We start from the raw sequence: 20575 nt of genomic DNA, 5'->3' as shown, positions 1-20575 counted from the left end.
TCATCTGCGTCCTCACATTCCGCGAGGGCATCATCGGAATCATCGCAAAGGCCATCAAGAAACCCCTCTGACGAACACACGCAGACCCGGCGGCGAAACCACCGCCCAAAACACCAAAGGCTCCGGCGCCAAGCGACGGAGCCTTCTTCATGGGCGCATATGCGAGGATCAGAGCCGGCGCTGGACAGAAGCCGGCAGCGCAGCGAGCCGCGCCATCTCGCCCCGCGCGAACAGGGACGGGTCGGCGAGATAGTCGCCGGCCAGCGCCATGGCGTCGGCGCCCCAGAAGACCTCGCCGTCGACCACCAGGCTCGGCACGCCGAAGACCCCGGCGGCGATCGCCTCCTCCGTCGTCTGGCGCAGCTGGTCCTTGACGCTCTGATAGGCGATGGCCTCGACCGCCTCGGGCTGGCCCGCCGCGGCCGCGACCGCGGCCAGCACCGCCGGATCGCCGGCGTCGCGCCCCTCGCCCCAGACCAGGCGGAAGGCGGTGCGCACCGCCTCCGCCTCGCCCTCCAGCGCGGTCAGGAGGCGCTGCATCGGCAGCGGGTTGAACGGATGTCCGGGCGGGAAGCGCAGCGTGACGCCCTGCTGCCGCGCGGTATGCAGCGCCAGCCTGTAGGTGTGCAGCCGCTTCGGCGCGATCTCGGCCGGGCCGAGCTGGCCCCAGTGCTTCAACAGCGCGCCGAGCACCACCGGGCGCAGGCGCACGGGCCGGCCGGCGAGCACCGCGTCGAGCCGCGCCAGCGCGATATGCGCGAAGGGCGAGACAATGTCGAAATACCAGAGCGCAGGCGCAGCCATCGCCGTCACCGGATCAGCCGGGAGACGGCGCGGAACTGCGGATGGCCGGCATCGCGCAGCCATTCGAACAGCACCATCTCGGTGGTGACGACGTCGGCGCCATGACGCGCCAGGCGCTCCAGCGCCACGGCCTTGCTCTCGGCCGCACGAGACCCGACCGCATCCTGCACCAGCCGCACCCGCCGGCCCTGGGCCAGGAGGCCCAGCACCGTCTGCAGCACGCAGACATGGCTCTCGCAGCCGCAGACCACGAGGTCCTCGTCGCCGGCGACGGCCGCCTGGAAGGCCGGCGCGGCGCCGCTGTCGAAACTGGTCTTCTCGACCACCGGCCCGCTCCAGCCGAGGCCGGCGACGGTGCGGCCGAGCTTGGCCGGGCTCTGCTCGGTCACCAGGACCGGGACCGCCAGCAGGCGCGCCGCCTCGACCAGCCGCCGCGCCTGGGCGAGCACCGCCTCGCCGTCGCGGATCGCCGGCATCAGCCTGTCCTGGAAATCGATCACCAGCAGCCGCGAGCGCGCGGCCTCCATCAGCGCCATGCCATCCTCCGGCAGGCGGCGCGCCGAAGCGGGCGCCGCGCGCGCAGCATGACCGCGAAGGTGCCCGGCGATCAAGCCGGCCGCCCGACACTCCGGCCGCGAGGCGCGCCCCAAGCCCGTCTCCCGCGGGAGGCGGGCATCCCACCGACCCTATGCGCGCCATCGGCCGCCGGGAAAGCCGCGCGGAACCGGGGCGCCAGCGCGCGCCGCCCGTCGCGCGGAGATCGACGATCCCGGCCTTGACATTTTAAGTTGATATCAACATGAATCGATCATGTCAAAATCGCCTGAGTCGGGGACGCAGCGGCCAGTCCCCTTCGCCACGACGCTCCATGTCCGCGACCATTGCCTGTGCCTCCATTTGCAACGCGCCGCGCGCTCGGTCGCCCGCCTATTCGACGAGGCGCTGCGCCCCTTCGCGCTGACCAACCAGCAATTCTCGCTCCTGATGTCGCTGAACCGTCCCGAGCCGCCGCCGATCGGCCCCGTCGCGCAGTTGCTCGGCATGGACCGCACCACGCTGACCGCGGCGCTGAAGCCGCTGGAGCGGCGCGGCCTCGTGCTGGTCGAGACCGATCCGGCCGATCGCCGCAGCCGCCGGCTGGTGCTCACCGCGCAGGGACAGGCGCTGCTCGCCGCGGCGCTGCCGAGCTGGGCCGGCAGCCATGCCGGCCTCGACGAGCGGCTGGAGGGCCATGGCGGGCCGGGCGAGCTGCGCGCCGCGCTGAACGCCCTGTCGGCGCCGGCGGCCACCGCCTGACCCCGCATACCGAACCCCGCCGCCCCCAAGGAGGAGACCCCCATGCCCCAGATGATCTTCGTGAACCTGCCGGTGAAGGACCTGCCGCGGGCGATCGCCTTCTTCGAGGCGATCGGCTTCCGCAACAACCCGCAATTCACCGACGAGACCGCCGCCTGCATGGTGATCAGCGAGACGATCTTCGTGATGCTGCTGACCCACGAGAAGTTCGCGAGCTTCTCGCCGAAGCCGATCACCGACACGACCCAGTCGGTCGAGACGCTGATCTGCCTGTCGCGCGAGAGCCGCGAGGCCGTCGACGCCATCGTCGCCAAGGCCGTCGCGGCCGGCGGGACGACCTACAACGCGCCGCAGGACCACGGCTTCATGTACGGGCACGGCTTCCGCGACCCGGACGGCCATGTCTGGGAGGTGATGTGGATGGACCCGGGCGCCGTCCAGTCCTGACGGGCCCGGTCCCGAGCCTTCAGCGCGCGCGGCGAGCGGCCATATAGTCTTCGAGCGCCGCGCGCTGCCCGGCGTCGAGGCGCAGGCCGAGCTTACCGCGCCGGAACAGCACGTCCTCGGCGGTGACCGCCCATTCGCGGCCCATCAGCCAATCGACCTCGCGCGCCGTGAGGTCGGCGCCGAAGACCTCGCCGAGATCGGCCAGCGCCGCGGCGTCGCCGAGCATCGCCTCGGTGCGGGTCCCGTAGGCGCGGGCAAGCCGCCGGGCGAGCGCCGCCGGCAGCCAGGGCCGGCCGGCCCGCAGGCTGGCGACCAGCGCGTCGAAGCCGTCGACCGGGAAGTCGCCACCCGGCAGCGGGGCCGTCGCGGTCCAGGCCGGGGCCTTCAGCGCCCTGACCCTCGGCGCGAGCTTGGCGATCGCCGCCTCGGCGAGGCGCCGCGCCGTGGTGATCTTGCCGCCGAACACCGAGAGCAGCGGCGGCTGGCCGCCCTCGTCGTCGAGCACGAGCACATAGTCGCGCGTCGCCTCCTGCGCCTTGCTGGCGCCGTCGTCATAGAGCGGGCGCACGCCGGAATAGGTCCAGACCACGTCCTCGCGCCGCACCGGCTGGCGGAAATACTCGCTCGCCGCGGCGCAGAGATAGCCGATCTCCTCCTCGCTCGCCGCCACCGCCGCCGGATCGCCGGCATAGTCGCGGTCGGTGGTGCCGATCAGCGTGAAGTCGTCCTCATAGGGGATCGCGAAGACGATGCGGCCGTCGCCGTTTTGGAAGATGTAGCAGCGGTCATGCGCATAGAGCCGCGGCACCACGATATGGCTGCCCTGGACGAGCCGCACCGCCGCCGGGCGATGCCGGGCCAGGATGCCGTTCAGCATGTCCGCGACCCAGGGGCCGGCGGCGTTGACCAGCGCCCGGGCCCTGACCGCGCCGACGACGCCGTCGGCGTCGCGGGTCTCGACGACCCAGACATGGCCGTCGCGCCGGGCGCCGGTGACGCGGGTGCGGGTCAGGATGCGGGCGCCGCGATCGGCAGCATCGCGGGCGGCGAGCACGACGAGGCGGGCGTCCTGCACCCAGCAGTCGGAATATTCGAAGCCGTGGCGGAAGCGCGGCTGCAGCGGCAGGCCCGTCTCGTCGCGGCGCAGGTCGAGGCTGCGGGTCGCGGGCAGGAGCTTGCGGCCGCCGAGATGGTCGTAGAGGAACAGGCCGAGCCGCAGCAGCCAGCGCGGGCGCAGGCCCTCGTGATGCGGCAGCACGAAGCGCAGCGGCCAGACGATATGCGGCGCGGCCCGCCAGATCACCTCGCGCTCGGCCAGCGCCTCGCGCACCAGCCGGAACTCGTAATGCTCGAGATAACGCAGGCCGCCATGGATCAGCTTGGTCGAGGCCGAAGAGGTGGCGCCGGCGAGGTCGCCCTGCTCGAACAGCACGACCGAGGCGCCGCGGCCGGCCGCATCGCGCGCGATGCCGCAGCCATTCACCCCGCCGCCGATGATGGCGACATCGAACACAGCCTCCGGCACGACGCCCTCCCTGACCACGGGCACGAGACAGCCGGCCCGTATCGCCGCTGATAGCGCGAAATCGAGTTTCGATCAACCAGAAACGAAACTGAAAGCGAAACTCAAGCGACCGTATCGTCGGCATGCGCCGCGGTGAGCGCCTCGACCACCGCCACCTCCTCCGCACGGCACAGCGCGCGCAGGCGCTCCGAGGCGAGCCGGTCGGTGACGAAGACGTCGAGATCGCGCAGATGGGCGATGCGCACGGGCGCGGCGCGGCTGAGCTTGCTGGCGTCGGCGACGAGGATGCGGCGGCGGGCATTGCCGATGATCGCCTGCGCCACCTTGACCTCCTGATGGTCGTAGTCGAGCAGCGTGCCCTCCTCGTCGATGGCGGAGGTGCCGATTACCGCATAGTCGACCTTGAACTGGCGGATCAGCTCGACCGCCGAAGCCCCGACCACCCCGCCATCCGAGCGGCGCACCGCGCCGCCGGCGACGATCACCTCGATATGCGGGTGCGGATAGAGCAGCGTCGCGACATGCAGGTTGTTGGTGATGACCAGCAGGCCCGAATGGTTTGCCAGCGCCCGCGCCACCTCCTCCGTCGTGGTGCCGATGTTGAGGAAGAGCGAGGAGCCGTCGGGAATCAGCGCGGCGGCCGCCCTGCCGATCGCCGCCTTCTCGTCCGGCGCAATGAAGCGGCGCGCCTCATAGGCGAGGTTCTCGATGCTGGAGGCCACCACAGCCCCGCCATGGACGCGCGACATCGCGCGCATGGCGCAGAGCTGGTTCAGGTCCTTGCGGATGGTCTGGAGGCTGACGCCGTAGCGGGCAGAGAGCTCCTCGACGCCGACACGCCCCTGCTCGCGCGCCAGCGCCACGATCTCGCGCTGGCGCGGGGTGAGACTGTCCATGGCGAAAACTCCTCGGCGGCAGGCCGGCCCGCCTGTCGCGCGGACGGGGCGGGCAGGGCACCATCCTCGCCTGCCCGGCCGGTCCGCCACAAGACCCGGCGTGCGGCGCGACACGATCCGCCACAGTCGCGCCATGATGACCCGCCCTGCGAGCCGGGCGGCCCTGCGGCGGATCGTCTGGCCCGGGCCCGTGCGGCTCCCTATTGTCCGGGCACGCTCCCCGCCCTCTTCCCCGCCACGGACACCGCATGGACCAGCGCGCCGAGACCCAGCCGACTCAGGCCGCCCTCTCCCATGCCGATATCCGCAAGATCATGCTGGGGATCATGCTCGCCATGTTCCTGGCGGCGCTCGACCAGACCATCGTCGCCACCGCGATGCCGACGATCGGGCGCGAGCTCGGCGACGTCACCCATCTGCCCTGGGTGGTGACCTCCTACCTGCTCGCCTCGACGGCGGTGACGCCGCTCTACGGCAAGCTCGCCGACATCCACGGCCGGCGCGTCGTGCTCTTGGGCGGCATCGTGATCTTCGTGCTCGGATCGGCCGCCTGCGCGCTGGCGCCCTCGCTCTGGCTGCTGGTGGTCGCGCGCTTCCTGCAGGGGCTCGGCGGCGGCGGGCTGATCGCGCTGGCGCAGACCATCATCGGCGACATGGTGCCGCCGCGCGAGCGCGGACGCTATCAGGTCTACATCGCCAGCGTGTTCTTCTCCTCCTCGCTGCTCGGCCCGGTGCTGGGCGGGCTGATCGCCGAGACGCTGCACTGGTCGGTGATCTTCTGGATCAATCTGCCGCTCGGCCTGCTCGCCTATCTGATGACCGACCGGGCGCTGCGCCGCCTGCCGCGCCATGAGCGCCGGCATGCGCTCGACGTGCTGGGCGCGCTGCTGATGACCGGCGCGACCATGACGCTGCTGCTGGCGCTGTCCTGGGGCGGGGTGCGCTTCCCCTGGGGCTCGCCGCAGATCCTCGGCCTCGTCGCCGGCTCGGCTCTGCTCTGGGCCTGCTTCGGCTGGCGCCTGCGGACAGCGCGGGAGCCGCTGATCCCGCTCGCCATCCTCGCCAATCCCGTGGTGCGCCACGGCACGATCGCCGCCGGCTTCGGCATGGGCACCTTCATCGGGCTGACCATCTACCTGCCGCTGTATTTCGAGACGGTGGCGGGGCTGTCGGCGGCGCGCTCGGGCCTCGGCCTGCTGCCGCTGACCTGCGGCACGGTGATCGGCGCCACCAGCTCGGGCCGTGCGCTGACCCGGCTGGTGCACTACAAGCGCGTGCCGGTGGCCGGGCTCTGCGTCGCGCTCCTCGGCACGGCGGTGCTGATCGCCTTCGCAGGGCGCCTGCCGCTCGTCGCCTTCTGCCTGCTGCTCGGCGTGATCAGCGTCGGCTTCGGCATGCTGCTGCCGGTGGCGACGGTCTCGATCCAGAACGCGGTGCCGCTGCACCAGCTCGGCACCGCGACCGCCACCGCCAATTTCTTCCGCCAGATCGGCGGCGCGCTGATCGTGGCGGTGTTCGGCGCGATCGTGATCGGCGGCATCGGGGCGAGCGGGCCCGGCCTCCACGCCGAGGCGCTGCAGCTCGGCAGCGTGGCGCGCGAGACCATGGTCCGGCTGTTCCAGTACGTCTTCGCCGCGACCTTCGCCGGGTTCGCGCTGGCGCTGTTCTTCCTGCTGCGGATGAAGGAACTGCCGCTGCGCGGCAATGCGGTGCAGGCGGCGCGCGAGGTCGCGGCCGAATAGCCGCAGCCATGGAACCTTGCCGGAACCCGGCGGTTGGCAGCATGCTCGGCGGCAGTATGGTCGCAGAGCCGTCGCAAACCCGCGACAGGATCCGCTGCCCGTAGCCGGAGGCCCGCAATGTCCGATCTCGTCGTCATCGTCTATCCGACCGAGGCCAAGGCCGAGGAGATGCGCCTGAAGCTCTTCGACCTGCAGAAGCAGTACCTGATCCAGATCGGTGACGCCGCCATCGCGGTGATGCACGACGACGGCAAGGTGAAGCTGAACCAGCTGCTCAACACCACCGCGCTCGGCGCGGCGTCCGGCGGCTTCTGGGGCCTGCTGATCGGCGCGATCTTCCTGATGCCGATCTTTGGCGCGGCGATCGGCGCCGCCTCGGGCGCGCTCGGCGGCGCGCTGACCGATTACGGCGTCAACGACCAGTTCATGAAGGAGCTCTCCTCCAGCCTGCAGCCCGGCAATGCGGCTCTGTTCGTCCTGGTGCAGAAGGTCACGGGCGACAAGGTTCTGGAAGCGATCAAGGGCTCGGGCGGCGTAGTGATGAAGACCTCGCTCGACCACACCCAGGAGCAGAAGCTGCGCGACGCGCTGGCCGCCTCCCCGGCCGTGCAGGCGGCGCCGGCCACCGCCACGCCGGGCGGCGCGGCGGACCCGGCGCCCGCGACCTGATCGCCGGCAGCAGCCCGCCAGAACGAAACAGGGGCGGTCCCGCGCGGGACCGCCCCTTTGCTTTGCGGCGCTCGCGCCGGCTGCGTCAGTCGCGCAGCAACTCGTTGATGCCGGTCTTGGCGCGGGTCTGGGCGTCGACCGTCTTGACGATGACGGCGCAGGCGAGCGACGGGCCGGGAGTGCCGTCCGGCAGCGGCTTGCCCGGCAGCGCGCCCGGCACCACGACCGAATAGGGCGGCACCTTGCCGACATGGACCTGGCCGGTGGCGCGGTCGATGATCTTGGTCGAGGCCGACAGGAAGACGCCCATGGAGAGCACCGAGCCCTCGCCGACGATCACGCCCTCGACCACCTCGGAACGGGCGCCGATGAAGCAGTTGTCCTCGATGATGGTCGGGTTGGCCTGCAGGGGCTCGAGCACGCCGCCGATGCCGACGCCGCCCGAGAGATGCACGTTCTTGCCGATCTGCGCGCAGGAACCGACCGTCGCCCAGGTATCGACCATGGTGCCGCTGTCGACATACGCGCCGATATTGACGAAGGACGGCATCAGCACGACGCCCGAGGCGATGAAGGCGCCCTTGCGCGCCGCGGCCGGCGGCACGACGCGGAAACCGGCGGCGCGGAAGCGGTTCTCGCCCCAGCCCTCGAACTTCGACGGGACCTTGTCCCAGAACACGCCTTCGCCCGGCCCGTTGGCCATGACGACGTTGTCGTTGAGGCGGAAGGAGAGCAGCACCGCCTTCTTGAGCCACTGGTTGACGACCCAGTCGTCGCCCTGCTTCTCGGCGACGCGGGCCTTGCCGGCGTCGAGCATCTCGATGACCTGCTCGACGGCGTCGCGCACCGCGCCCTTGGTCGACAGGCCGATCTCGGCCCGGTTCTCCCAGGCGGCGTCGATGGTGGCGGCAAGATCGGTCATGGACATCGGGGCACTCCGGCGGTGTCGTGAGGTCGTCAGGAGGCGATGGCGGATGCCGGCGGCGGCGTCAAGCGCTGCCGGAACGCAGGGCCCGCGCGCGTGTTACAAGGGCAGCCGATCCCGGGATTGCCGATCCCACCTCGAGGACATCGCCATGCGCCGTCTCATCTGCACACTCGTTCTCCTGCTCGCCGGCACGGCCGGCGCCCTCGCGCAGGCGCGACCACAGACGCCGGCGATGAGTTGCGAGGCCAGCCGGCAGATGGTGGCGGCGCGCGGCGCGGTTGTGCTGGGCACGGGCGGCTTCACCTATGACCGCTTCGTGCGCGACCGCAGCTTCTGCCAGATCGACGAGTTCATCGACCCAGCCTTCGTGCCGACGCGTGACACGCCGCAATGCATGGTCGGCTATCGCTGCCGCAGCGGCTCGCTCTGGGACGATTGAGCCGGCGCGCCGCTCAAGCCACCGGCGGACCGGCGACCGGGACGGCCTCGCCCGGGCGCGTCAGCGGCGAGAGGAAGCCGGCGAGATCGTCGGTGACGAAATGCACATGGCCGGCCTCGACCGCCGCCTGCTCCCAGGCCTCGCGGAAGGGGTCGGGCGTGCGCGGCACGATCAGCACGGTCTTCATCCCCATCGCGCTCGGCACGATCAGGTTGCGCTCGATATCCTCGAACATCGCGGCGCGGGCCGGATCGACCGCGTGCTTGGCGAGGAAGGTCTCGTAAGTCGAGCGCTCGGGCTTGGGCGTAAAGCCGGCATTGACGATGTCGAAGATGTCCTCGAAATGGTTCAGGATACCGAGCTTGCCGGCGACGTTTTCGGCATGGCCGCGCGAGCCGTTGGTCAGGATCAGCTTGCGGCCCGGCAGCGCGGCGATCGCCTCGCCCAGCACGGGGTTGGGATCGAGCAGCGAGAGGTCGATCTCGTGGGCGAAGGCGAGGAAGTCGTCCGGATCGATCCGGTGCTCCTCCATCAGCCCCTTCAGCGTCGTGCCGTAGCGCTGGTAATAGTATTTCTGCAGCGCGCGCGAGGACATGCCGTCGAGCCCGAAGAGCTCGCCGAGGAAGAGCGTGATGCGCTCGTCGACCTGCGGCCAGACGCGCGCCTCATGCGAGTAGAGCGTGTTGTCGAGGTCGAAGATCCAGTGATCGACATGCCCGAACGCCTCCTGCGGCAGGAGCCGCGGCGGAAGCTGAGCGGCGGACGGTGCGTTGTTCTGTATCATCGGGGCATGTCATGTGGGGTCGCCATCAGGACATGCAAGCTTCGGGCAAGGTTCTTGCGAACTCGTTGCGATGGCCGCCGTCCGCGGGACGCGGCGGCGGCCGTGCCGCTCACATCCGGATGATAGTGCCCGAGCCGGTGTCGGTGAACAGCTCGATCAGCGCCGCATGCGGTACCTTGCCGTCGAGGATCACCACCGCCTCGACGCCCTTTTCCAGCGCGTAGATGCAGGTCTCGATCTTCGGGATCATGCCGCCGGAGATGGTGCCGTCCGCGATCAGCCGGCGGCACTGCTCGACCGTCAGCTCCGGGATCAGCGTCTTGTTCTTGTCGAGCACGCCCGGCACGTCGGTCAGCAGCAGCAGGCGCTTGGCGTTGAGCGCGCCGGCGATCGCGCCTGCGAAGGTATCGGCGTTGACGTTGTAGGTCTGGCCGTCCGCCCCGGCGCAGACCGGCGCCAGGACGGGGATCAGCTCCGCCTTCAGCACCGAGTCGAGCACGCTTGTGTCGACCTTGTCGGGCTCGCCGACGAAACCGAGGTCGAGCACCTGCTCGATCTTGGAATCGGGATCGACGATGGTGCGGGTCGCCTTGCGGGCGACGACCATGTTGCCGTCCTTGCCGCAGAGCCCGATCGCCTTGCCGCCCTCGCGCGAGATGTAGCCGACGATCTCCTTGTTGACCGAGCCGGCCAGCACCATCTCGACCACGTCGACGGTGGCGGCGTCGGTGACGCGCAGGCCCTGCTTGAACTCGGACTTGATGCCCAGCTTGTCGAGCATGCGGGCGATCTGCGGGCCGCCGCCATGGCAGACCACCGGCTTGAGGCCGGACTGCTCTAGCAGCACGACGTCCTCGGCGAAGTCCTCGGCGGTGGCCGCGTCACCCATGGCGTTGCCGCCGTATTTGATGACGATCACCTCCTGGTCGTAGCGCTGCATGTGCGGCAGGGCCTGGACCAGCAGATCGGCGGCTTGCGAGGGCGTGAGATTGTGGGGCGTGGTCATGGACGGGCTCCGCGAGGACGCGGAAGGCGGCCGCGCCGGCTGCGGCTTCTAGCGGAAGACGCCGGGCGGAGGAAGCACCCCGGCCACATTCGCGCTCTGTTCAGCCGCGCCGGACGGCCGCCGAGAGCGCCAGGCCGAGCCAGCCCATGAGCATGAACCAGCCGCCGGTCGGCGCGGCGCGCGGGAACAGCGCCACGCCCGAAAAGCCGCGCCGCGACAGATCGGCCGCGAACAGGCAGGCGCCGAGGATGATGGCGCTGAGCGCGATCCGCGCGGCGAGATCGGCGAGATGGCCGGCCTTGCGCGCCACCGTCGCGCCGAAGACCACCGGCGCGTGGAAGAGCAGCATCTGCCCGGCCAGCCCGACATTGGCGGTGCCGGTGACATGGGTGGAGGCGGCGAGCAGGGCGACGCCGGCCAGCCCCATCAGGGCTGCGAGGGTCAGGTGGATGCGGGCTGCGCTCATGCTCGGCCTTTCGCGGCGGGGGCCCTTTCGCTAGACCCCGGCGCGGCCGCGAAGGCAAGCCCGCCCTGCCGCGACGCGGCGGCGCAGTGCCTCAGCGCCCGTCGAACCAGCGCTTCCACTGCGGGGCGGCGGTGGCATAGGTGCCGCGATGGCTGGTCTGGCCGGTCGAGACCGCCTCGACCGCCTGGTTGCCGATGCTCTGCTGATAGGTCATCGCCAGCCGGCCGAGCTCGGTGCGGATCACCTCGTCGGTCTCGCCGTAATAGTTGCGCACCGGCGTCTTCACCACCCAGCGATAGGACTGCGTCGCTGCGACGAGCCGGCCATAGGCCGATTCGGCGAAGAACTGCGGGTCGAAATACTCCGGCCGGATCAGGACCTTGAGGTCGGTCGGGATCTCGGAGGCCTCGACGGGCTTCCGCTCATAGGCGCGCCGGGCGGCGTCGTAATGCGCCTCCGCCAGCAGCGAGCGGGCGAGGCCTGGCACGCCGTAATAGTGCTCGAAGGAGAAGGAGGAGAGGATGAACAGGGTCGACACCCAAGAGGCGTCGATCTTGCGCGGGAAGCTCAGGAACCCGTTCAGCGCGGCGAAGACATCGACCGGCGCGCTCGCCGTCGCCGCGGCCTTGACCGCAATACCGGCCGCCTCGAGCTTCTCCAGCATCGCCATGGTGACGAAGCCGCCCTGCGACCAGCCGGCGAGGAAGAGATCGCCGGTCTCGACCTTGAGCGCCGCGAGCACCGCCCGCGACGCGACCAGCATGTCGTGCGTCGCCTGCTGGTGGCTGGCCTTGACGACATAGCCCTCGGCCTCAGGCGAATCGCCGAGCCCGAAATAGTCGGCGCCGATGACGACATAGCCCTGCCCGGCGAACTGGGCGAGCATCAGCTGCGTCTCGGAGGACTGATCGGGATAGGAGGGCACCTGCTGGCGGCCATAGACCGTGCCGTGCTGGTAAGAGAGCAGCGGCAGGCGCCCCGTCGCGCCCTCGGGCACGGCGACGAGGCCGGTCGCGACGGTCGGCCGGTTGCCGCGCTCGGGAATCACCGAGGCATAGCGCACGCGGTAGAGGCGGATGGCGCTGCTGGCCGGGGTATAGCTCACCGACAGGCCGGAGAAGGCCGGCATGTCCTTCGTCAGGATGCTGTTCAGCCGCTCGGCGTCCCAGCGGGCGAGGAGCTGGTATTCGACGCCCGAGGCCGCGGGCGTCCAGTCCTGCGCGACGGCCTGGCGCGACCAGCCGAAGACGGCCAGCGCGGCCAGGACGAGGCAGCAGCTCAGCAGGCGGAAAACGGCATGCATGACGAACTCCGGGCGGATCGGCACCGGTGGCACGCCCGGCAGCCCGCGATCATCCGCCCGCGAGCGTAAAATTTCGATGACGCGGCGCGCTCAGCTGCGCTCGAACAGGATGCGGGCGATGGCCGCGCGCAGCTCGGCGACGCCGAGCCCGCTCTCGCTGGAGGTCAGCAGCACTTCGGGGAAGGCGGCCGGGCGGCGGCGGATCGCCTCGCGCGTCGCCTCGATGCGCGCCTGCTGCTCGGAGGGCTTGAGCGCGTCGCCCTTGGTCAGCACGATCTGGTAGGAGACCGCTGCCTTGTCGAGCGTCTCCAGCACGGCTCCGTCGACCTCCTTGATGCCGTGGCGGGCGTCGATCAGCACGTAGACGCGCATGAGGTTGGCGCGGCCGCGCAGATAGTCGTGGATCAGCTTGGTCCAGGCTGCGACCTTGTCCTTGCCGACCGCGGCATAGCCGTAGCCCGGCATGTCGACGATGCTCAGGCGCTCGTCATGGTCGACCTGGCGGAAGAAGTTGAGCTGCTGGGTGCGGCCGGGCGTGTGCGAGGTCCGCGCCAGGGCGTTGCGGCGGGTCAGCGCATTGATCAGGCTCGACTTGCCGACATTGGAGCGGCCGGCGAAGGCGATCTCGTGCCCGACCATCGGCGGCAGGTCGTCGATCCGGGTCGAGGCCCAGACGAAGTCCCACGGCCCCTCGAAGAGCTTGCGGGCGGTCTCGAGCTCGTCCTCGGTGAATGGCGTGCTGGTGTTCTCGGTCATGGCCCCTGCCTACACGGCCGCGCGCAGCGCGTCGATGTCGGCGCCGGCGATCAGCGCGAGATTGCGGGCGATCTTCTCCGGCGCCCAGTCCCACCAGCGGATATCGAGCAGGGCCGCGATCACCTCCGGCGCAAAGCGCAGCTTCACCACCCGGCCGGGATTGCCGACCACCACCGCATAGGGCGGCACGTCGCGCGCCACCTGGGCCCGCGTGCCGATGATCGCGCCGTCACCGATGGTGACCCCCGGCATGATCACCGCCTCGCGGCCGATCCAGACATCATTGCCGATCACCATGTCGCCGCGCAGCGCGAGCCGCTCTGGCGTCATCGGCGGCGCCTCCTCGCAGCCGATCATGCCGAAGGGAAAGGTCGAGAAGCCGCCCATCGGATGGTTGGCGCCGTTCATCACGAACTGCGCCGCCTGGGCGATCGCCACGAACTTCCCGATGATCAGCCGGTCGCCGATGAAATCGAAATGGTAGCGCACGCAGCGGGCGAGGAAGTGCTCGGGCCCGCGCGAGTCGTCGTAGTAGGAATAGTCGCCGACCTCGACCAGCGGATGGTCGACGATCGCCTTGAGGAAGGCGGTGCCCTTCCAACCGGGGATCGGATGGCGGGTCATCGGGTCCGGCAAGGGCATGGCATGGCTCCCCGTCGTCGCGGCCTGCGGGCGGTGCGACCGCCCGGATGAGAAACGGGCCGCCCCTTGGGGAGCGGCCCGCTGAAATCGTCGGTGAAGCAGCGGCCGGAAGGCCGCCCACCTCACTTCTTGTTGCTGTTGGCGGGCTTGGGCGTCGTCCCCGCCGCGGCCACGGCCGGCTTCTTCTTGCCGAACATGTTCTTGATGTTGTCCCAGAGCTCGATCTTCACGCCATGCTTGCGCATGATGTAGCCCTGCTGGAGGATCGAGAGCAGGTTGTTCCAGCTCCAGTAGATCACCAGGCCGGCCGGGAACGAGCCGAGCAGGAAGGTGAAGAACACCGGCATCCAGGTGAACATCGCCTTCTGGATCGGATCCGGCGGCTCCGGATTCATCTTCATCTGCACGAACATCGTGATGCCCATGATGATGGGCCAGGCGCCGATCATTAGGAAGGCGGGCACCGCGAAGGGCAGCAGGCCGAACAGGTTGAAGACCGAGGTCGGGTCCGGCGCGGCGAGATCGCGAATCCAGCCGAAGAACGGCGCGTGACGCATCTCGATGGTGATGAACAGGATCTTGTAGAGCGCGAAGAAGACCGGGATCTGCACCAGCACCGGCCAGCAGCCGGCGAGCGGGTTGATCTTGTGGCTCTTGTACAGCTCCATCAGCGCCTGCTGCTGCTTCATCTTGTCGTCCGCGTAGCGCTCGCGGATCGCCATCATCTCCGGCTGGACGGCCTTCATCTTCGCCATCGAGGCGTAGGACTTGTTGGCCAGCGGGAAGAACAGCAGCTTCAGCAGGACGGTGACGACCAGGATCGCGATGCCGAAATTGCCGACATGCTTGTAGACCCAGTCCATCAGGTAGAACATGGGCTTGGTGATGAAGTAGAACCAGCCCCAGTCGATCAGCAGCTCGAAGCGCTTGATGCCGAGATTCTTCTCGTAGCCGTCGATGGCCGCGACTTCCTTGGCCCCGGCGAACAGGCGCGAATCGGCCGCCGCGGAGGCACCGGGCGCGATCGCGACCGGCTCGCCGAGGAAGTCGGCCTGGTAGATGCGCTGGGCGCCGCTCTGCACTGAGGAGTAGCGGCCCTCGTATTTGCGATTCTGGTCTGGCACGACGGCCGCGGCCCAGTACTTGTCGGTGATACCGACGAAGCCGCCGACCACGTCCTTCCAGGTCTTGCCATGCGTCGCGGCGCCGAGGGCCGGCTCCTTGTCGATGGCGTCGTAGGTGAACTCCTGCAGGCCCTTGTCGCCGAGCGAGCCGATCAGGCCCTCATGCAGCACGTAGTAGCCGAGCGTGGCCGGGCGGCCGACGCGCACGACCTGCCCGTAGGGGAACAGCGTGACCGCGGCGGCGCTTTTGTTCTCGACCTCGTCGCGAATCGAGAACATCGCATTGTCGTCGACCGAGACGGTGCGCTTGAACAGCAGGCCCTGGCCGTTGTCCCAGGTCAGCGTCACCGGCTTGGCGGGCGTCAGGACCTCGCTGTCGGCGGTCCAGAGCGTGGTGGCGCTCGGCAGCGGCACATTGGTGCCCGGCGCCGCGACCCAGCCGAAATCGGAGTAATAGGCGTGCGGGCCGCCGGCAGGCGAGAGCAGCACGATGATCGGGCTCTTGGGGTCGACCGTCTCGTGATAGGCCTTCAGCGAGACATCGTCGATGCGGGCGCCGGTCAGCGCGATCGAGCCGGCGATCTTCGGGGTCTCGATGCGCACGCGCGGGCTGCGGGCCAGCGCGGCGTCGCGGGTCTCGACCGCGCCGGCGGCAGCCGGCACGGCCGAAGGCTGGCCGGGCGTGGCGGCCGGGGCGCCGGGGGCTCCCGGCGTGGCCGAAGGCGTCGGCACCGTGCCGGGCGCCGGCGGCTGCTGGCTCTGAGTCTGCTGGTTCTGCTGCGCGATCTGGCGCTGCTTCTCCATCTGGGGCGCGCCGTAGAAGAACTGCCAGCCGAGCAGTACGACCACCGACAGCACGATCGCGAGGAGCAGGTTGCGGTTGTCTTCTTTCATCATCGTCTCGGAAGCGGTCTCTGTGGCGGCCCGTTTGAAGGGGCTTCTACGAGGCTTTGCGGGATGGCTGGCGGCGTTTGCCGCCGGCAGGGCGGGCACGGTCGATCGCGACGGCGAGATCGGCGAGCAGGACGGAGAAGTCGGCGGAGACCGTCTCGGGCCGCGCGACGATCACCAGATCGCAGGCGCGCTGCGTCTGCGCCGCGAGCGCCTGGGCGGCGGCGGCGCGCAGGCGGCGCCGGATGCGGTTGCGCACGACGGCGTTCCCGGTCTTGCGCGAGGCGGTGAGCCCCAGTCGCAGGCCCGGGCCGGCCTCCTCGACGTCCGCGCGGTCCCGCACCTGGGCGGTGAAGGCCGACGAACGAAAACGGCGGCCGTGCTCGGCCGCCGCGAGGAATTCCTTACGTTGCGTCAGACGGGCGAGGCGCATGGCGGTTTGCCTGTCTTCCGAAACGGGCGCGCAGAGCTCGCGCGCCTTTTCGTCCATCAAGCCGACAGGCGCTTGCGGCCGTGGGCGCGACGGGCGGCGATGACCTTGCGGCCGCCCTTCGTCGCCATGCGGGCGCGATAGCCGTGACGGCGCTTACGCACCAGCTTGCTGGGTTGGTAGGTTCTCTTCACGGTCCGTCTCCGGGGCGTCATCCGGCGCGACAGGCACGGCTTCCGAAAGGAAAGCCAGGGCCGACCGAGCCTGTCGTGCAAAATGGGTCCATGCCGCCGGTCCGGCAGCACAGGTCGCGGGCTTATGGCGGATGGATCGGACCGAGTCAATGCCGAACCGCCTGCGCGCCGGCGTCGCAGCGCCGGTTTTCCCGCAGATAAGCCGCACGAGCCGGCTTGCGCTTCGGCGCGCGAGCGTCGATATAGCGGGCGGGAGGTTGGCGAGGGACGTTTCACTCGCCAACCCGGTCAGGTCCGGAAGGAAGCAGCCGTAACGAGACCGAGCGGGTCTTCGTCCAGCCTCCCACCTCGCGCTCGCGAGACCGGCCGCGCATCCGCCGGCATGGCGCGCCGGATTCGGCCTGTGGCGTTGACCGCCACGCCGCGATTGGCGAAAGCAGTGACATGAGCGACGAGAACATGCCCGCGGACGAGCCGGGCTTCCCAGGCCTTGCCCCGGCGGTTCCGGCGGCCGCCTCGCCCCCCGCCCCCGCGGCGGCCCCCGCCGCCTATCGCGTGCTGGCGCGCAAGTACCGGCCAGCGCATTTCGGCGATCTGATCGGCCAGGAGGCCATGGTCCGGACGCTGACCAACGCCTTCGCGGCCGGCCGCATTCCACAGGCCTGGATGCTGACCGGCGTGCGCGGCGTCGGCAAGACCACGACCGCCCGCATCCTGGCGCGCGCGCTCAACTACCAGAATGCCGACGGCAGCGGCGCGCCGACCACCGATCTGACGCAGTTCGGGGTGCATTGCCAGGCGATTGTCGAGGGCCGCCATATCGACGTGATGGAGATCGACGCCGCCTCGAACAACGGCGTCGACAATGTCCGCCAGATCAACGACGCGGTGCGCTACGCCCCCGTCTCGGCGCGCTACAAGGTCTACATCATCGACGAGGTCCACATGCTCTCGGGAGGCGCGTTCAACGCCTTCCTGAAGACGCTGGAGGAGCCGCCGCCGCACGCCAAGTTCATCTTCGCCACCACCGAGATCCGCAAGGTGCCGGTGACGGTGCTGTCGCGCTGCCAGCGATTCGACCTGCGCCGCGTCGACGCCTCCGTGCTGGTCGGCCATCTCGACAAGATCTGCCGGGCGGAAGGCATCGAGGCCGAGGAGGAGGCGCTCGCCGCCGTCGCCCGCGCCGCCGAGGGCTCGGTGCGCGATTCGCTCTCGATCCTCGACCAGGCGATCGCCCATGCCGGCGGCCGCATCACGCTCGAGGAGGTGCGCACCATGCTCGGTCTCTCCGACCGGGCGCGGGTGATCGACCTGTTCGAGCAGGTGATGAAGGGCGACATTGCCGCCGCGCTCGGCGAATTGCGCGCCCAGTACGACGCCGGTGCCGATCCGGCGGTGGTGCTTTCCGACCTCGCCGAGTTCAGCCATCTGGTGACGCGGCTGAAGATCGTGCCCGACGCCGCCAAGGATCCGAGCCTGAGCCAGGCCGAGCGGGTGCGCGGCGCCGATTTCGCCCAGCGCCTGCCGGTGCGGGTGCTGGCGCGCGCCTGGCAGATGCTGCTCAAGGCGATCGCCGAGGTCCGCCAGGCCGACCGGCCGGTGATGGCGGCCGAGATGGCGCTGGTGCGCCTCGCCCATGCCGCCGACCTGCCGACGCCGGACGAGGCGCTGCGCCTGCTGCGGGACGGCGGCGGCCAGGGCAGCGGCGGCAATGGCGGCTCCGGGCCGCGCCCGCCCATGGGCGGCGGCGCCACGGCGCTGGCGGCACGCCCGGTGCTGGCCGCGGCCAATCCGGCGCCCGTCGCCATCACGGCGCCCGCCCCACAGGCACGCGCCAGCGCGCTCGCACAGCCGGAAAGCCTGGAGGAGCTGGTGGCGCTCGCCTCGCGCCAGCGCGACATCGCCATGAAGATCGCGCTCGAGCGCGACGTGCGGCTGGTGAAGTTCGAGACCGGGCGCATCGAGTTCGCCCTGGCCGAGCACGGCAACCGCCATCTCGCCAACGACCTCGCCAAGCGGCTGAAGGAATGGACCGGCCAGACCTGGTTCGTCACCGTGGTCAACGGCGAGGGCGCGCCGACGCTGCGCGAGCAGGCGGAGGCCGCGAAGGGCCGGCGGGAGAGCGACGCGGCGGCGCATCCGGCGGTGCGCGCCGTGCTGCAACGCTTTCCGGGCGCACGCATCGTCGACGTGCGCGACCCGCGGGCGGCGGAAGCCGCCGCGGAAGCGCCAGCCGGCCCCGAGGATGCCGAATTGTCGGATTATGCCCCGCTCGACTACGACGCCGAGCCGGATCTGGACGACATCGCCTTCTGGACCGACGACAGCAACTGACCCAAGAACTGACCGAAGAACCGACCCAAGCCGGGAGCCGAACACATGCGCGACATGATGGGCCTGATGAAGCAGGCGCAGCAGATGCAGCAGAAGATGGCCGACATGCAGGCCCAGCTCGACACGCTCGAATTCGAGGGCAGCGCGGGCGGCGGGCTGGTCAAGGTGGTGATGACCGCCAAGAACCTGCTGAAGACCATCAAGATCGACCCCAGCCTGATGGTGCAGGGCGAGGAGGAAATCCTCGAGGACCTGGTAATCTCCGCCACCAACGACGCCCGCAACAAGGCCGAGCGCGAGGTGCAGGAGCGCATGTCGGAAGTGACGCGCGGCCTGCCGATCCCGCCCGGCATGAAGCTGTTCTGAGCCGCGCCGCGGCGGCCCGCTCCGGTCGCGGCCGCCGCTCCCCTGCCCCTAGTCACCAGACGGTCGGCGCGAGGCCTGCCGTGAGGCATCGCCCGCCACCATGTCACGCTCCGTCGCCGGCCCCGAAATCGACAAGCTGATACAGCTGCTGGCGCGGCTGCCCGGGCTCGGGCCGCGCTCGGCGCGGCGCGCCGCGCTGCACCTGGTCAAGAAGCGCGAACAGCTGCTCGGCCCGCTGGCGGAGGCGATGACGGTGGCGCGCGAGCGGATCGTCGTCTGCGGGACCTGCGGGAATGTCGATACCAGCGATCCCTGCGGGCTCTGCCGCGATCCGCGCCGCGACGACAGCCTGATCGTCGTCGTCGCCGACATCTCCGACCTCTGGGCGCTGGAGCGCTCGGGCGCGGTCAAGGGCCGCTACCACGTGCTCGGCGGCGTGCTATCGGCGCTGGACGGCGTGCGGCCGGAGAACCTCTTCCTCGACGCGCTGGTGGCCCGCGCCGCCGATCCGCGTGTCACCGAGGTCATCCTGGCGCTGAGCGCCACGGTGGAGGGCCAGACCACGGCGCATTACGTCACCGACCTGCTCGCGCATCTGCCGGTGAAGGTGACCAAGCTCGCCCATGGCGTGCCGGTGGGCGGCGAGCTCGACTATCTCGACGACGGCACGCTGGCCGCCGCGATCCGCCAGCGCACCGGCTTCTGAGGCCGCGGAGCAAAGCGGCGCGCGGCGCGCGCGCCGCTTCCCGTCAGACCGAGCGCATCAAACCGCCATCGACGCGCAGGTTCTGTCCGGTGATGTAGCCGGCGCCCTCGGAGGCGAGGAAGGCGACCGTGGCCGCGATCTCCTGCGCCTTGCCGTAGCGCTTCATCGGCACGCTGTCGCGCCGCTCCTCGGTCTGCGGCAGGCTGTCGATCCAGCCGGGCAGGACATTGTTCATGCGCACGTTCTTGGCGGCATAGGCGTCGGCGAAGAGCTTGGTGTAGGCGGCGAGCCCGGCGCGGAACACCGCCGAGGTCGGGAACATCGCGCTCGGCTCGAAGGCCCAGGCGGTGGAGATGTTGACGATGGCGCCGCCGCCGGCCTCCGCCATCAGCGGCGCGACGATGCGCGTCGGCCGCACGACGTTCATCAGATAGACGTCGAGGCCGGTATGCCACTGCTCGTCGGTGATCTCGGTGATGCCGGCACGCGGACCGTGGCCGGCGCTGTTGACCAGCACGTCGATGCGGCCCCAGCGCGCCATCACGGCCTCGACCAGCCGGCTGAGATCGTCGTTCGACTGGTTCGAGCCGGTGACGCCCAGCCCGCCGAGCTCGGCCGCCAGCGCCTCGCCCTTGCCGGAGGAGGACAGGATGGCCACCGCATAGCCGTCCGCCGCCAGACGGCGCGCCGACGCCGCGCCCATGCCGCTGCCACCCGCGGTGACGACCGCGACCTTCCCGTTCGCCATGACGGCCTCCCTGCTTTGGCCGGCGGCCTCCAGCGGGCCGTCGCACTCACCCTCTTGTGGCACCGGGCGGCGGGGGCTG

General features: G+C 70.3%; 23 protein-coding genes and 1 other RNA gene. 9 read left to right on the top strand and 15 right to left on the bottom strand.

The features are described 5' to 3' along the window. Window positions 1-168: 168 nt before the first annotated feature. Window positions 169-804 carry a 2-hydroxychromene-2-carboxylate isomerase gene (locus ABE438_RS12785; RefSeq protein ID WP_346503003.1) on the bottom strand — a complete coding sequence of 212 codons (636 nt, stop codon included), beginning with the start codon at window positions 802-804 and terminating at the stop codon, window positions 169-171. 5 nt (window positions 805-809) lie between these two features. Beyond that, window positions 810-1340, bottom strand: a complete 531-nt coding sequence (locus ABE438_RS12780; protein WP_346503002.1) for an isochorismatase family protein — start codon at window positions 1338-1340, stop codon at window positions 810-812. 274 nt (window positions 1341-1614) lie between these two features. Here ABE438_RS12780 and ABE438_RS12775 point away from each other — a divergent pair, with 274 nt between their 5' ends. After that, the gene (locus tag ABE438_RS12775) at window positions 1615-2100 is read left to right on the top strand and encodes a MarR family winged helix-turn-helix transcriptional regulator (protein ID WP_346503001.1); all 486 of its coding nucleotides are present in this window, start codon (window positions 1615-1617) and stop codon (window positions 2098-2100) included. A gap of 42 nt (window positions 2101-2142) precedes the next feature. Beyond that, on the top strand, window positions 2143-2547 hold the full coding sequence (locus tag ABE438_RS12770; RefSeq protein WP_346503000.1) for a VOC family protein: 405 nt from the start codon (window positions 2143-2145) through the stop codon (window positions 2545-2547). Between the two features lie 19 nt (window positions 2548-2566). On the opposite strand, the gene glpD is transcribed toward ABE438_RS12770, so the two are convergent. Together glpD and ABE438_RS12760 are read right to left on the bottom strand one after the other, a co-directional pair. Further along, the gene (glpD, locus tag ABE438_RS12765) at window positions 2567-4072 is read right to left on the bottom strand and encodes a glycerol-3-phosphate dehydrogenase (RefSeq protein ID WP_346502999.1); all 1506 of its coding nucleotides are present in this window, start codon (window positions 4070-4072) and stop codon (window positions 2567-2569) included. Between the two features lie 101 nt (window positions 4073-4173). Continuing rightward, on the bottom strand, window positions 4174-4968 hold the full coding sequence (locus tag ABE438_RS12760; protein ID WP_346502998.1) for a DeoR/GlpR family DNA-binding transcription regulator: 795 nt from the start codon (window positions 4966-4968) through the stop codon (window positions 4174-4176). 248 nt (window positions 4969-5216) lie between these two features. Between ABE438_RS12760 and ABE438_RS12755 the strand changes: the two genes are divergently transcribed. Both ABE438_RS12755 and ABE438_RS12750 read left to right on the top strand, forming a co-directional pair. Continuing rightward, complete coding sequence (locus ABE438_RS12755) at window positions 5217-6710, top strand: MDR family MFS transporter (RefSeq protein WP_346502997.1); 1494 nt, start codon at window positions 5217-5219, stop codon at window positions 6708-6710. A 117-nt stretch (window positions 6711-6827) separates the two neighbouring features. After that, window positions 6828-7379, top strand: a complete 552-nt coding sequence (locus ABE438_RS12750; protein WP_346502996.1) for a DUF1269 domain-containing protein — start codon at window positions 6828-6830, stop codon at window positions 7377-7379. A gap of 85 nt (window positions 7380-7464) precedes the next feature. Here ABE438_RS12750 and dapD read toward each other — a convergent pair whose 3' ends face one another. Then, window positions 7465-8307 carry a 2,3,4,5-tetrahydropyridine-2,6-dicarboxylate N-succinyltransferase gene (gene dapD / locus ABE438_RS12745; RefSeq protein ID WP_346502995.1) on the bottom strand — a complete coding sequence of 281 codons (843 nt, stop codon included), beginning with the start codon at window positions 8305-8307 and terminating at the stop codon, window positions 7465-7467. Between the two features lie 148 nt (window positions 8308-8455). On the opposite strand from dapD, the gene ABE438_RS12740 reads away from it, so the two are divergent. After that, entirely contained in the window at window positions 8456-8746 is a 291-nt protein-coding gene (locus ABE438_RS12740) for a hypothetical protein (protein ID WP_346502994.1), read from the top strand. 13 nt (window positions 8747-8759) lie between these two features. Here ABE438_RS12740 and ABE438_RS12735 read toward each other — a convergent pair whose 3' ends face one another. The 9 genes from ABE438_RS12735 to rpmH form a co-directional block, all read right to left on the bottom strand. Then, window positions 8760-9530: a pyrimidine 5'-nucleotidase gene (locus tag ABE438_RS12735; RefSeq protein ID WP_346502993.1), complete on the bottom strand. Its 771-nt coding sequence runs from the start codon at window positions 9528-9530 to the stop codon at window positions 8760-8762. A gap of 109 nt (window positions 9531-9639) precedes the next feature. After that, window positions 9640-10536, bottom strand: coding sequence for an acetylglutamate kinase (gene argB, locus ABE438_RS12730; protein ID WP_346502992.1), 897 nt, complete (start codon window positions 10534-10536; stop codon window positions 9640-9642). 100 nt (window positions 10537-10636) lie between these two features. Further along, window positions 10637-11002, bottom strand: coding sequence for a DUF423 domain-containing protein (locus ABE438_RS12725; protein WP_346502991.1), 366 nt, complete (start codon window positions 11000-11002; stop codon window positions 10637-10639). A gap of 91 nt (window positions 11003-11093) precedes the next feature. Beyond that, a complete protein-coding gene (locus tag ABE438_RS12720; RefSeq protein WP_346502990.1) occupies window positions 11094-12305 on the bottom strand; it encodes an alpha/beta hydrolase family protein in 1212 nt (403 codons plus the stop codon). 90 nt (window positions 12306-12395) lie between these two features. Further along, complete coding sequence (yihA, locus tag ABE438_RS12715; protein ID WP_346502989.1) at window positions 12396-13061, bottom strand: ribosome biogenesis GTP-binding protein YihA/YsxC; 666 nt, start codon at window positions 13059-13061, stop codon at window positions 12396-12398. A 9-nt stretch (window positions 13062-13070) separates the two neighbouring features. Further along, window positions 13071-13703, bottom strand: a complete 633-nt coding sequence (locus tag ABE438_RS12710; RefSeq protein ID WP_346502988.1) for a CatB-related O-acetyltransferase — start codon at window positions 13701-13703, stop codon at window positions 13071-13073. 122 nt (window positions 13704-13825) lie between these two features. Further along, window positions 13826-15721, bottom strand: coding sequence for a membrane protein insertase YidC (gene yidC / locus ABE438_RS12705; RefSeq protein ID WP_346503017.1), 1896 nt, complete (start codon window positions 15719-15721; stop codon window positions 13826-13828). 46 nt (window positions 15722-15767) lie between these two features. Beyond that, window positions 15768-16151 (bottom strand): ribonuclease P protein component, encoded by a 384-nt coding sequence (gene rnpA, locus ABE438_RS12700; protein ID WP_346502987.1) that lies wholly within the window; start codon window positions 16149-16151, stop codon window positions 15768-15770. Window positions 16152-16207: 56 nt separating this feature from the next. Then, complete coding sequence (rpmH, locus tag ABE438_RS12695; RefSeq protein WP_038364779.1) at window positions 16208-16342, bottom strand: 50S ribosomal protein L34; 135 nt, start codon at window positions 16340-16342, stop codon at window positions 16208-16210. 251 nt (window positions 16343-16593) lie between these two features. Between rpmH and ffs the strand changes: the two genes are divergently transcribed. The 4 genes from ffs to recR all read left to right on the top strand — a co-directional run bounded on the left by ffs (window position 16594) and on the right by recR (window position 19748). Then, window positions 16594-16690, top strand: an RNA gene (gene ffs, locus ABE438_RS12690) — signal recognition particle sRNA small type. A 96-nt stretch (window positions 16691-16786) separates the two neighbouring features. Beyond that, the gene (locus tag ABE438_RS12685; protein WP_346502986.1) at window positions 16787-18676 is read left to right on the top strand and encodes a DNA polymerase III subunit gamma/tau; all 1890 of its coding nucleotides are present in this window, start codon (window positions 16787-16789) and stop codon (window positions 18674-18676) included. 45 nt (window positions 18677-18721) lie between these two features. Beyond that, the gene (locus ABE438_RS12680; RefSeq protein ID WP_346502985.1) at window positions 18722-19042 is read left to right on the top strand and encodes a YbaB/EbfC family nucleoid-associated protein; all 321 of its coding nucleotides are present in this window, start codon (window positions 18722-18724) and stop codon (window positions 19040-19042) included. Window positions 19043-19142: 100 nt separating this feature from the next. Then, window positions 19143-19748 carry a recombination mediator RecR gene (gene recR, locus ABE438_RS12675; protein ID WP_346502984.1) on the top strand — a complete coding sequence of 202 codons (606 nt, stop codon included), beginning with the start codon at window positions 19143-19145 and terminating at the stop codon, window positions 19746-19748. Window positions 19749-19791: 43 nt separating this feature from the next. On the opposite strand, the gene ABE438_RS12670 is transcribed toward recR, so the two are convergent. Beyond that, a complete protein-coding gene (locus tag ABE438_RS12670; RefSeq protein WP_346502983.1) occupies window positions 19792-20496 on the bottom strand; it encodes an SDR family oxidoreductase in 705 nt (234 codons plus the stop codon). Window positions 20497-20575: the final 79 nt, after the last annotated feature.

The sequence above is a fragment of the Allobosea sp. TWI1241 genome (assembly GCF_039673065.1).
Classification (GTDB): Bacteria; Pseudomonadota; Alphaproteobacteria; order Rhizobiales; family Beijerinckiaceae; genus Allobosea.
This window is presented reverse-complemented; position numbering and strand designations above follow the sequence as displayed.